General features: G+C 44.5%; 12 protein-coding genes and 1 riboswitch. Of the genes, 11 read left to right on the top strand and 1 reads right to left on the bottom strand.

What is annotated here, in order from left to right; translation table 11 throughout:
- The first annotated feature begins 158 nt into the window (after window positions 1–158).
- From IGJ05_RS05795 to IGJ05_RS05765, 7 genes are all read left to right on the top strand, one after another.
- Window positions 159–989, top strand: a complete 831-nt coding sequence (locus IGJ05_RS05795; RefSeq protein ID WP_010747806.1) for a MetQ/NlpA family ABC transporter substrate-binding protein — start codon at window positions 159–161, stop codon at window positions 987–989.
- Between the two features lie 51 nt (window positions 990–1,040).
- Complete coding sequence (locus IGJ05_RS05790) at window positions 1,041–2,621, top strand: ABC transporter substrate-binding protein (protein WP_010747807.1); 1,581 nt, start codon at window positions 1,041–1,043, stop codon at window positions 2,619–2,621.
- 72 nt (window positions 2,622–2,693) lie between these two features.
- Complete coding sequence (locus IGJ05_RS05785) at window positions 2,694–3,653, top strand: ABC transporter permease (protein WP_002307597.1); 960 nt, start codon at window positions 2,694–2,696, stop codon at window positions 3,651–3,653.
- On the top strand, window positions 3,653–4,483 hold the full coding sequence (locus IGJ05_RS05780; RefSeq protein WP_010747808.1) for an ABC transporter permease: 831 nt from the start codon (window positions 3,653–3,655) through the stop codon (window positions 4,481–4,483). Before IGJ05_RS05785 ends, IGJ05_RS05780 begins: the two co-directional genes overlap by 1 nt.
- 3 nt (window positions 4,484–4,486) lie before the next feature.
- Window positions 4,487–5,365 carry an ABC transporter ATP-binding protein gene (locus tag IGJ05_RS05775; protein WP_144770780.1) on the top strand — a complete coding sequence of 293 codons (879 nt, stop codon included), beginning with the start codon at window positions 4,487–4,489 and terminating at the stop codon, window positions 5,363–5,365.
- Window positions 5,365–6,255 carry an ATP-binding cassette domain-containing protein gene (locus IGJ05_RS05770; RefSeq protein ID WP_002316738.1) on the top strand — a complete coding sequence of 297 codons (891 nt, stop codon included), beginning with the start codon at window positions 5,365–5,367 and terminating at the stop codon, window positions 6,253–6,255. The genes IGJ05_RS05775 and IGJ05_RS05770 overlap by 1 nt, the downstream gene beginning before the upstream one ends.
- The gene (locus tag IGJ05_RS05765) at window positions 6,252–6,644 is read left to right on the top strand and encodes an OsmC family protein (protein WP_010747810.1); all 393 of its coding nucleotides are present in this window, start codon (window positions 6,252–6,254) and stop codon (window positions 6,642–6,644) included. The genes IGJ05_RS05770 and IGJ05_RS05765 overlap by 4 nt, the downstream gene beginning before the upstream one ends.
- Before the next feature lie 55 nt (window positions 6,645–6,699).
- Here IGJ05_RS05765 and IGJ05_RS05760 read toward each other — a convergent pair whose 3' ends face one another.
- On the bottom strand, window positions 6,700–7,356 hold the full coding sequence (locus IGJ05_RS05760) for a Crp/Fnr family transcriptional regulator (protein ID WP_008378905.1): 657 nt from the start codon (window positions 7,354–7,356) through the stop codon (window positions 6,700–6,702).
- Window positions 7,357–7,578: 222 nt separating this feature from the next.
- On the opposite strand from IGJ05_RS05760, the gene IGJ05_RS05755 reads away from it, so the two are divergent.
- The 4 genes from IGJ05_RS05755 to IGJ05_RS05740 all read left to right on the top strand — a co-directional run bounded on the left by IGJ05_RS05755 (window position 7,579) and on the right by IGJ05_RS05740 (window position 11,306).
- On the top strand, window positions 7,579–8,844 hold the full coding sequence (locus IGJ05_RS05755) for an MFS transporter (protein WP_266166459.1): 1,266 nt from the start codon (window positions 7,579–7,581) through the stop codon (window positions 8,842–8,844).
- 31 nt (window positions 8,845–8,875) lie between these two features.
- Window positions 8,876–9,058, top strand: a complete 183-nt coding sequence (locus tag IGJ05_RS05750) for a hypothetical protein (protein WP_005225550.1) — start codon at window positions 8,876–8,878, stop codon at window positions 9,056–9,058.
- Window positions 9,059–9,290: 232 nt separating this feature from the next.
- A riboswitch (THF riboswitch) is annotated at window positions 9,291–9,392 on the top strand.
- A 26-nt stretch (window positions 9,393–9,418) separates the two neighbouring features.
- Window positions 9,419–9,949, top strand: a complete 531-nt coding sequence (locus IGJ05_RS05745; RefSeq protein ID WP_005225551.1) for a folate family ECF transporter S component — start codon at window positions 9,419–9,421, stop codon at window positions 9,947–9,949.
- 130 nt (window positions 9,950–10,079) lie between these two features.
- Complete coding sequence (locus IGJ05_RS05740; RefSeq protein ID WP_231435782.1) at window positions 10,080–11,306, top strand: glycoside hydrolase family 3 protein; 1,227 nt, start codon at window positions 10,080–10,082, stop codon at window positions 11,304–11,306.
- The last annotated feature ends 20 nt before the right edge of the window (window positions 11,307–11,326 follow it).

Here is an 11,326-nt window from a genome sequence, read left to right as displayed (position 1 = left end):
GAGTCCGATGTTTTCGGTTGACGGCAACAGGGATTAACCATTTCTCCTTTGAAAAAGTAGGTTGTTTTGAGAAACAGAGGGGAAATTGGTCTAGTTGGGCCATTCGACAAGGAAATAGGACGATTGATCTGAGGAGGGAACAAAAGGGGAAAAAAGGGATGAAAAGAAATGTAGTAAATGTGTTGACGACAGGAGTGATTGGGCTGTTTGCCTTGTTTAGCTTGGCTGCTTGTGGCACCAACCAAGCGGATGAAGAAACGACCGTCGTCAAATTAGGTGTCGTTGGCGAACAAAATGAAGCCTGGGAACATGTGCAGGAAGAATTGAAGGAAAACGAAAATATCGACTTGCAACTGGTGAAGTTCATCGATTATCGCCAACCAATCGTCGCATTAGAGGATGGGTCAATCGATCTTCACGCAGCATTGACGGAAATTTTTATGGATAATGTCAACGAAGAAAGTGGTTATTCCAACACGACGATTGCGTATACGACATTAAACCCACTTGGTATTTATTCCGATAAAATCACTGATGTCAGCGAATTGGCAGATGGTGCTACGGTGGCTTTACCCAATGATGTGTCAAATGAAAGCCGCGCACTATTACTCTTACAAACGGCCGGTTTGATCACTTTGGATGAATCAAAAGGGTTACTGCCAACAACCAGTGATGTCACTGAGAATCCCAAAGCCTTGAAATTTGAGCTGCTTGATTCCAATCAAACGGCTCGGGCAATGACCGATGTCGACATCTCTTTGATCAACAACGGCATGGCAGTCGATGCTGGCTTGGTTCCTACAGAAGATGCGATTTTCTTAGAACCTGTGGCTGACTCCTCCACGCCCTATTATAATGTCATTGCTGCGCGAGCAGACGAAGCAGAAAATGATGTGTACCAAACGGTCGTAGCGTATTATCAGACCGATGAAGTAAAAGCAATTATTGACGAAGTTACCAAGAAATCAAGTATCCCTGTTTGGGAATAAAAAGCAAAAAATCTACTATAATTATATAGGAACAGGAAGTAGGATGGGAAAATGATCAATTGGAAAAAAGGTTTAGCAAGTGTTGCCGTCGTCGGACTAGGATTCGTTCTAGCAGCTTGCGGTGGATCAAATACAGAGGAAACGGCAACCAGCAGTGCAGCTGGTGCTGGCGATGATGCAACATTCACTTATGCCATCAGCGGGGACCCATCGTCCACCAACCCGATCAACACCAGTGATCGCTGGGGCTTGACAGTGACAAACATGATCTATTCTCCACTCGTTACAGTGGAAGCAGATGGAACGACGAAAAATGCGTTAGCGGAATCAGTGGAACCGGCGGAAGACGGCCTTTCATTGACCGTGCATTTGAAACAAGATGTCAAATGGTCAGATGGCGAAGATTTTACCGCCGATGACGTTGTTTTCACGTATGAACAAAAAGTCAAAAAAGAAAACGGCAATGCCGATTCGCTTTGGGTCGACGACCAGCCGATCGCGATCGAAAAAGTGGATGAATACACCGTGAAATTTGTGTTGCCAACACCGAGTGCAGCAGCAATCAGCAATATCGCAACCGAAACATACATCATTCCAGAGCACATCTTTAAAGATGTTAGCGACTTTTCGGTCAGTGAACTGCCTGAAAAACCAGTTGGTACGGGTCCATATCAATTGAAAGAATACAAACGTGGTGAGTACTTTACTTTTGAAGCCAACGAAAACTATTATGGCGGCAAGCCTTCGATTCAAAACGTGACCTTGCGGATCATTGAAAGTACTGATACGGCCAAAGTTGCTTTGCAAAAAGGGGAAGTTGACGCAGCCGTTGTTTTGCCTTCAGATATCGAAGACTTAGATGATACGCAAATTTCTGTTTATCCCTATACAGAAAACCGCATTGGATACTTAGGCTTAAATACTCATTCAGATGCATTACAAGATGTGAAGGTCCGTCAAGCAGTCTTATATGCTTTGAACAAAGATGAATTAAATCAAGCAGCGTATTTAGATGAAGACTATTATGCAACACCGTATTCATTCTTACCACCGAACAATCCATACGTTACCAAAGATGTCGAGAAATATGAAACAAATGCTGAAAAAGCAAAAGAGCTTTTACAAGAAGCAGGTGTCACTGATTTGTCATTGAACTTGGCGTTCAACTCAACTGATCCAGCTCAAACGATCCAAGCTACGTTGATCCAACAACAATTGCAACAAGCAGGCATCACAGTTACCCTTGAAGGGGGCGATGGTACTGCGATCTTCACTGAGTTGAAAAAACCTGATTCAACGAAATACAACCTGTTCCTTGGCGGGTATATCATGGGGAATGACCCTGACTTATACGGCAGTTTATTCGAAACTGGCGGCAGTGCCAACTACTTCCAAAGCAATAGCGAAACCATTGACAATTTGTTTGCGCAAGCAGCAGTTGAATTGGACACAGACAAGCGTGAAGCATTGTACGATGATCTGCAAAAAGCCATTGCTGACGAAGCGATCATTTACCCAATCGTTGACAACAAGAAAATCTTAGCGGTCAATAACCGAATTGGTAATGTAGAAGATGCAGGCTTGATCCCAATCTATACATTCGAAGATATGTCTAAATTGACAATCAAGTAAATCCATTGGCTGTGATAAAGAGGAATCTTTTTTATCACAGCTTTTTTCTATGAAAAAGAAAGAAGGTCAATTATGTTTCGATATATTGCAAAACGAGTATTGCAAGCAATCCCTTTGCTATTTGTGATCTCTTTTATCGTATTTTCACTAATACATATCGCCCCGTATGATGTGATCGATTCCATCACGACACCGAATATGTCACAAGAGCAAATCGATCTGTTGCGGCAGCGCTATGGCTTGGATCAACCCTTTTTGGTTCAATATTTTCTTTGGATCAGAAATGTTCTTACTGGTAATCTTGGCTTTTCGTTGGTTTCTCAAAGCAGCATTTCACAAGAACTTGCGACTCGGATCCCGAATACGATGCGGCTAGTGATCCCTGCATATTTGACGGCTTTATTGCTGGCGATCATTTTAGGTCTGTTAGCCGCTGCCAACAAAGGAAAGATTTGGGATCGGATCATTGACGCTGTAGCATCTCTAGGGATCGCCGTGCCGACCTTCTGGTTTGCGATGATCTTGATTTATGTATTTGGTTACTTATTGAATATGTTCCCGATCATTGGCATGTATACAGTCGGCAAAGAAGGGGATTTTGGCGATTTTCTGCAGCACTTTATTTTGCCTTATATCACATTGACTGTCGCCTTCTTCCCAGATTTGACAAGGTATATTCGGGCATCAGCGACTCAGCAAGTATCAGAAGACTACGTGATGGTGCAACGGGCATTCCACGCCAGCAAATGGCAGATCTTCAGTCGTCACATTAGTCGCAATATTTTGATTCCCGTTGTCACACAAATCGGCTTGGCGTTACCGATGTTAGTTACCGGTGCGATCATTACAGAAACGATCTACGGTTGGCCGGGCGTCGGACCTTACTTGATGAGTGCAACGAAAAGCCTCGATTATCCTGTGATCATGGCGATCATGCTGCTGTCAGCAACACTGGTCATCTTAGGGAATTTGTTAGCGGATGTATTATATTCCGTGGTTGATCCACGTATCCGTAAAGGAGGGAGCAAGTAATGAAACGTTTCAAAAAAATCAGTGAAGTCATGCTTGCTTCGCCCATCTATACTTTTTCTGTCGTTTTCTTGACGTTATTGATCGTGTTATCGCTCGTTGCGCCTTTGATCCCGATCGATCCCAATGCAACGGATGTCAGCAACATGTCACAGCCACCGAGCTGGGCTCATTTGTTTGGGACTGATGAAGTGGGGCGGGATTACTTTATTCGGGTCGTCTACGGCGGTCGGGTGTCCTTGTTTGTAGGTGTGTTGGCAATGATCACTGCGACGTTTATCGGGACCCTTGTCGGTCTTGTTTCTGGCTACTTTGGCGGATGGATCGATAACTTGCTGATGCGGCTCGTCGATGTGTTGTCATCAATTCCTTGGCTGGTGTTAGTGATCGTTTTGAGCGTCTTTTTACGTCCTGGACTAACCACGATCATTATTGTGATCGGCGGGTTTTCATGGATGAACATCGCTCGTTTGATTCGTGGTGAAACGTTAGCAGCGAAAGAACGGGAGTATGTTGCTTACGGGAAATTTATCGGTCGTTCTTCATTCAGTATTATCGTGAAGCATGTTTTCCCAGCAGTACTGCCAACCTTGATCGTTGCGGCATCCGCAAGTATTTCTGGAGCGATCATGACCGAATCAGCGTTGAGCTTCCTCGGATTAGGCATTCAGCAGCCGATGGCTTCGTGGGGCAGTCTGTTGCAAAATGCGCAAAACAGCTTGCAGCGGGCACCATACATGGCGATCCTTCCAGGGCTCTTTGTTATTTTCACCATCTATTCCTTCAACAACATCGGCGACATGATCAAACATGTCTTGCAAAGGGAGGTGTGACCGATGAAGACAGAATTATTAGCGATCGAAGCGTTGAATGTGACGTTTCACAGCAAAACCGGTCCGAAACCGTTAGTCAAAAAGCTGGATCTAGTGATTCCAAAAGGCAAAGTGGTTGGGATCGTCGGCGAATCTGGTAGTGGCAAAAGTATGACCATGAAAAGTGTCATGGATCTTTTGCCTGATAAGGTGACCGATCACTATGGCAGTTATACATTTGAAGGAGCAGCAGTGACCGATCGTCGAACATTACCGATCGCCATGATTTTTCAAGACCCGATGACTTCGTTGAATCCTTTGCGTACGATTGGCTATCATTTGATCGAAGTGATTCGCCGCTCACAAAACGTATCGAAAAAAGCAGCTCAAGAAATCGCCGTCAAAGAGTTAGAGAAGGTCGGCATACCTTTTCCAGCGCAACGCATGAAACAATATCCCCACGAGCTATCAGGGGGGATGCGTCAGCGGGTGATGATCGCCATGGCTTTATTGGCGCAACCGAAATTGCTGATCGCAGATGAACCGACGACGGCTTTAGATGTGACGATCCAAGCACAGATTTTGGCCTTGATCAAAAATCTGCAAAGAGAGAACCAGCTTTCCGTCGTCCTTGTGACCCATGACTTTGGGGTCGTTGCAGGAATGTGCGACTTTATTAAAGTGATGTATCAAGGTCGAGTCGTGGAAGAAGGCACCACAGAAGAAATCTTTTATCAACCTGCGCATCCTTATACGAAACAATTATTGCAGGCGGCCCATTTAGGCGACAAGCATGCCGAATTAAAAGTCTTTGACTATCATGAGACATTGGCAGATGAGTTGCAAGAAACGCAGTTATCTAAGACCCATCGCGTTTGGCGCAATCAGGAGGTGACAGAATAATGGAAGAACTGATTCGCGTAGAACATGCGACGAAAACCTTTCGCAGCAAAAACTGGCGCGGCACTGTCAGTGAAGTCCGAGCGGTCGAAGATGTCAGCCTAACGATCCATCGGGGCGAGACATTGGGGCTAGTAGGGGAATCTGGGAGTGGGAAAACCACTTTAGGACGCAGTATTTTAAATTTAGAGACCTTAACAAGCGGGGAGATTTTCTTCGAAGGCAAAGAGCTAACAGCATTGACGGCAGAAGATCGCAAAGCAGCGTATCAGCAAATGCAGATCATTTTCCAAGATCCGTATTCATCATTGAATCCCCGCATGACGGCACTTGAACTGGTGATGGAGCCGTTGTATCATGAAACGAAAGATGCTGCCCGAGCGAAAGCCAAAGAAATCTTAGCGATCGTCGGGATCACGGGTGATGATGTCCATAAACTGCCCCGCAGTTTCAGCGGCGGACAACGGCAACGGATCGGCATCGCTCGTGCGGTGGTTAATCGCCCGGCGTTCGTCTTGTGTGATGAACCGACTTCGGCATTAGATGTCTCCATTCAGGCTCAGATCATCCAATTGCTGCTGCGTCTGCAAAAAGAGTTTTCATTGTCTTATTTGTTCATTTCCCATGACTTGTCCGTGATTCGTCATATCAGTGACCGAACAGCCGTCATGTATCAAGGGAAACTAGTTGAATTGGCACCCACCGACCGTTTGTTTGACAATCCGCTGCATCCTTACACGAAGAAATTATTAGCAGCAGCGCCGATCGCTGATCCTGTGTTAGCAAGAGGTGCGATGGAACAAACGGAGATTCAAAGCACGATTACTTTGACACCATTGTATGAATGGGTCGAAGTTGAACCAGATCATTTTGTGAGGAGAGAAAAACGATGACAGTAGAAACATTGACGATCCATCAAGGAAGCGACAAATTTGAAATGACGACCCCAACTGGCAATTGGGTGTTAGCACGGGAAAAAGGCTATTCGCCAGTCCAAATGCTGGTGAGTGCGGTCGCTGCTTGCGGCGGCTATGTATACGCATCCGTCCTAGAGAATTCAAAAATCACAGCAGAAATCGAAAAGATCGAAGTCAGCTATGACCGGGACGACAACAAAAAAGCCCAACCAGTCAGTGCCATCCACATTCAGTTTTATGCGAAAATCGCTGAAGCCGACCATGACAAAGCGACCCGTTGCCTAAAACTCGTTTCACCAAATTGCCCCGTGATCCAATCATTAGATCCAGCTATCGAAGTGACGGAAACAGTGACGTTTATTTAATCGAAAAAGACTTTGTGTGCCTGAAACCAATAGGCGTACAAAGTCTTTTTTTTGATCAATAAATAATATTCTCCCGAATAAAGTCGATATCTGTCACTAATAGTTTGCGATCGACACTTTTTAGGGCGCCAGATTCTCGTAATTTTTGCATCATTCGATTGACACTGCTGGCAGAGGTAATGCCGCAAAAGCGAGCGATCTCCTCATTGGTGACTTCAAAGTCAATCAAGACACCATCTGTTGTCTGGATTCCGAACGTTTCATACAGCTCATTGATTTGGGTACAGACAGCACCAAATTTGCCGTTCATCAGCATTTGCTGCATCTTTTTCATCGTATCCATCAAGTTTCTTCGATAATACTCTTTGACATAATCCTGCAGCAGGCGATCACGATTGACATCTGCCCAAAATTGATCCCGCACGATTTTGTATAATTCGGCTTCTTCTGATTCAACCCGCACATTAAAAGGGGCTTCGACTTCTTGAGAGGATTCGTCTTTAAACAAAGAGACGATCTCAAAATCCGTCAAATAGCGCAAGTTGAATTCGCGCCCTTCATGGGTCACTACGCTAGTTTTGATGATGCCTTTTTTTAAAATATAGACGTAGCGATCCGGGATGCCTTCATATGTCAAGTAACTCTTTTTCTTACGGATAACGACCGGTATTGCTTGTTTTTCTAAATAATCACGTAATATCTGTTTCTCCACCCACGTTACTCCTTCACTTCATGCCAACCCAACATTTTCTGAAAAAAATCTGAAATTTCCTCTATTCATGCTTCATTAAAAGACATTTCTGGTGAAAAAGCAATAACAAATGTTAATGTTTCTTGTTAATGCTCTTTTTTAACAGCAAAAGCGCATTTCAAGCAGAGGAAGTTTCGGTATAGTAAAACGCATCACAGCACAAACAGGAGGAATGGAAGAAACATGTCAGATAGGGAAACCAATCAAGAAGGAGTCGTCAGCTCGTTGCCGTCAACTAAAAATGAAAAACTATGGAACAAAGGGTTTATCACGATTACCTTGATCAATTTTATCGTCTTTCTCGTGTATTATTGTTTTGTCGTCATCACCGCGAAATTTGCCACGCAGGAGTTAGGGGCATCCACTGCACAAGCTGGCTTGGCAGCGGGGATCTACATTATCGGGACCTTGATTGCTCGCTTGTATGTTGGGAAAATTTTAGAATTAGTTGGTCGTAAAGCCGTTTTGCGCTGGGGGATAGTGTTTTATGTCATTACCACCGCTGCTTATTTGGTCTCAGTCAACATTTATATTTTAGATGCGGTGCGCTTTTTCAATGGCTTTGCTTATGGTGCCGTCTCGACTGCGGCTAATGCGATCGTCACCGCTTATATCCCAGCTTCCAAACATGGCGAAGGGATCAATTACTATGGATTAAGTACTAGTTTAGCAGCGGCGGTCGGACCTTTTATTGGTATGCTATTACTACCGACGGTCGGCTTTGATTTCATTATTTGGTTAGCAACTATTTTATCGATCGCAACAGCCATCGCTTGTTTCTGGTTCCCAGTCAAAAACATCCCATTGACGGAAGAACACAAAGCACAGCTGCAAAAATGGTCCATCAAAAGTTTTGTCGAACCAAAAGTTTTTTTCATTTCTGGGATTGCCTTTTTGATCGGGTTGGCTTATTCCAGCGTTCTCGGCTTCTTGTCGATCTACGCCAGTGACCTTGGGTTGGAAACGGCCGGTGCCTTTTTCTTCATCGTCTATGCACTTTCTGTGACCTTCACACGGCCAATGACGGGCAAACTGTTTGACCGCCATGGCGCAGATGCAGTCATGTATCCCAGCTTTCTTTTCTTGACCCTAGGTCTTTTCTTATTGAGTATTACCGGCAACAGCTGGATGTTGTTGCTTGCGGGTTGCTTTGTCGGCTTGGGCTATGGCACCTTCATGTCCAATGGCCAAGCCGTCTGTCTGAAAGAAGTCGATCCTCACCGAGTCGGCGTAGCGCTCTCCACTTATTTCATCGGGCTGGATCTCGGCTTAGGCGTAGGTCCCTATGCACTAGGAAGCTTACAAGGTCTGTTTGATTATTCGCAAATCTACATCTTATGCGGACTGATCCCAGTCGTCGTCCTTGTTTTATACAAATTGTTTTATAAAACGAAACGCGCAGTTGCCGCCGTTGGTACGATGAAGCAGCCAGTCAACGAAGAAGACTAACCTCAACCATTACAAAAAGGAGTGTTTCACCATGGATAACAATCAACTGATTATTGAAGCATTGAACAAATTAGTAACGAATATCAACGAATTGAATGAAGAAATGCATGCCATGAAAGAGGTTACCGCAACGATGACCCATGAACAGCTTGCTATCGATCATCAATTACGCGACATCAAATCGGTATTGATCAATGACAATCTGATTGGGTAAATTGTCATAAGGCTTAAAAGGAAACAAGAAACAGGAATGAACGCTTTTTTTGAGAATGTTTCCTGCTCATTTACTGGTGGTAGAAAGATTCACATGAGAAAAGCGTTTTTTTGATGCACAAAAAAAGAAAAGCGAACATTGGCAGATTTTGTACAAGAAAATAAGCAAGAAAAATTGTAGCAGTCCGCGCTTGTATGCTATAGTGTGTCTGGGTAGCAATACCTAAAAAAAAATCAGAGTAGGAAATAAAGCGTTAAGTGCTGAAAGGATGGGATGTTGCCTTTCGGACGAAGAACGATCATTCGTTCGCGGTTTTATTTTCGCATTCGCTGCATGAATTTGTAGCAACTCTAAAAGGAGATGCTCGCTATGAAAAGAAAAGTCGATGCACACATGATTGCGGTCATGGGACTTCTGATTGCCTTAATGGTCGTCTTGTCGCAAATCTTGGGGTTTGAAACCTCCTATATCAAAATCACATTTTCCTTTGTACCACAGCTGATCATGGGTATGCTGTTTGGTCCGTTTTGGACAGCAGTTGGCTCCTCATTAGCCGATATCGCAGGAATGGTGATTTTTCCAAAATCAGCCTACTTTTTCGGCTTTACCATCAATGCCTTCGTTGGTGGACTGATTTATGGCTACTTCTTTTATCGGAAAGAAGTCACATTAAAACGAGCGGCGATGGTCGTCTTGTTAAATACACTTTTAATAACCTTGATCTTAACACCGATCTGGTTAGCTATGATGCTGAATATTCCTTTGACAAGCTGGGCGATCTGGTCGGTCCGCTTGCTAAAAGCAGTCATCATGTTCCCGATACAAACTGCGTTGATTTACATCGTAGGGCGTGCGGTACCATACAAACGGCTGATCCGACGGTTCGTTTAACGAGTAAAAAAGAACGATAACATCCATTGAAGTGAATCATCTGCGAATATTTCGTCAGTGGTTCACTTTTTTCTTTCTAAGGATTGTCTTAATCATTCTCAATAACTTGTTTAGAGGGGAAGGGGAACCTATGAATAAAAAAGGACTCGCTACGGGACTGTTTCTTTTCTTGGTCTTAGCAGCAATGGGAGGGATGAAGTGGATGATAGAACAGCAAAAACAGCAAACTGAAGAACCAGCCATGATCCAGCAAAGCAGCTTGAGGGACGAAACACAGGAAGAAAGCAGGGAAAGTCAGGAAACCACCTCATTTTCCACGTCAACTTCTGTTTCAACTTCCACGCAAGAACAGCCAGAAGAGGCAATAACAGAAAAAATCGCCACGATGAGTTTGGAGGAAAAGGTCGGGCAATTGTTTTTTGTGCGTGTGCCAGAAAGCAATCAAATCGAAGAGCTTCAAAAGTATCACTTTGGTGGCTATCTGTTATTCGGCCGTGATACCGAAAATGAGACGGCGGAGCGCTTGAAACAGAAAATTTCAGATTACCAAGCAGCCAGCGCCATTCCGCTGTTGATCGGTATGGATGAAGAAGGGGGCACAGTGACTCGCATCAGCCGCAATCCGAACCTTACGAATCAGCGTTTTCTCTCACCACAACAGCTGTATGCCCAAGGTGGATGGTCAGCGATTGAAGAAGATACAGCAACGAAAGCGGAAATTTTAAAAGCTTATGGCATCAATGCTGGGCTGTTTCCCGTTGCCGATGTTTCCACTGATCCGCAGTCCTTTATCTACGACCGAACCATTGGCATGGATGCGCAGGGCACGAGTGCGTTTGTAGAACGTGTGGTTCATGTTTTACAGAAACACCACGTTGGGTCTACCTTGAAGCATTTTCCTGGCTATGGCAACAATCGTGACTCGCATGTCGAAATCGTCACCGATGACCGCCCGCTATCTGCACTGCGGGAAACGGATTTTCTGCCTTTTGCCGCAGGGATCAAAGCTGGTGCCGATAGTATTTTGGTCGCCCATACGATCGTCAATAGTATCGATAAGACCGTACCCGCCTCTATTTCAAAACCCGTGCATGAGCTGCTGCGAAATGAATTGCATTTTAAAGGGGTCATCATGACGGATGACTTGGATATGGCAGGACTTTCTGAGTTCATTCCGCAAAAAGAAGCCGCATTACAGGCGTTGCAGGCGGGAAATGATCTAGTGATCTCTTCTACCTATCAAGAACAGATTCCTTTTGTGGTACAAGCGGTTGAAGATGGCCGCTATTTAGAAGCTGATTTGAATGCTTCCGTCAAACGGGTCTTGCTCTGGAAAGAAGCATTGCATTTACTTTAAGAAAAAAATAAACCTGCTGT

Source organism: Enterococcus sp. AZ167 (genome assembly GCF_051714025.1).
In the GTDB taxonomy this organism is placed as follows: domain Bacteria; phylum Bacillota; class Bacilli; order Lactobacillales; family Enterococcaceae; genus Enterococcus_D; species Enterococcus_D casseliflavus.
This window is presented reverse-complemented; position numbering and strand designations above follow the sequence as displayed.

Bases quoted from the DNA above. Each gene is read 5' to 3' on its own strand.
- IGJ05_RS05755 (WP_266166459.1), top strand. From the start codon at position 7,579: ATGTCAGATAGGGAAACCAATCAAGAAGGAGTCGTCAGCTCGTTGCCG.
- IGJ05_RS05740 (WP_231435782.1), top strand. From the start codon at position 10,080: ATGAATAAAAAAGGACTCGCTACGGGACTGTTTCTTTTCTTGGTCTTA.
- IGJ05_RS05775 (WP_144770780.1), top strand. From the start codon at position 4,487: ATGAAGACAGAATTATTAGCGATCGAAGCGTTGAATGTGACGTTTCAC.
- IGJ05_RS05790 (WP_010747807.1), top strand. From the start codon at position 1,041: ATGATCAATTGGAAAAAAGGTTTAGCAAGTGTTGCCGTCGTCGGACTA.
- IGJ05_RS05770 (WP_002316738.1), top strand. From the start codon at position 5,365: ATGGAAGAACTGATTCGCGTAGAACATGCGACGAAAACCTTTCGCAGC.
- IGJ05_RS05795 (WP_010747806.1), top strand. From the start codon at position 159: ATGAAAAGAAATGTAGTAAATGTGTTGACGACAGGAGTGATTGGGCTG.
- IGJ05_RS05750 (WP_005225550.1), top strand. From the start codon at position 8,876: ATGGATAACAATCAACTGATTATTGAAGCATTGAACAAATTAGTAACG.
- IGJ05_RS05765 (WP_010747810.1), top strand. From the start codon at position 6,252: ATGACAGTAGAAACATTGACGATCCATCAAGGAAGCGACAAATTTGAA.
- IGJ05_RS05780 (WP_010747808.1), top strand. From the start codon at position 3,653: ATGAAACGTTTCAAAAAAATCAGTGAAGTCATGCTTGCTTCGCCCATC.
- IGJ05_RS05745 (WP_005225551.1), top strand. From the start codon at position 9,419: ATGCTCGCTATGAAAAGAAAAGTCGATGCACACATGATTGCGGTCATG.
- IGJ05_RS05785 (WP_002307597.1), top strand. From the start codon at position 2,694: ATGTTTCGATATATTGCAAAACGAGTATTGCAAGCAATCCCTTTGCTA.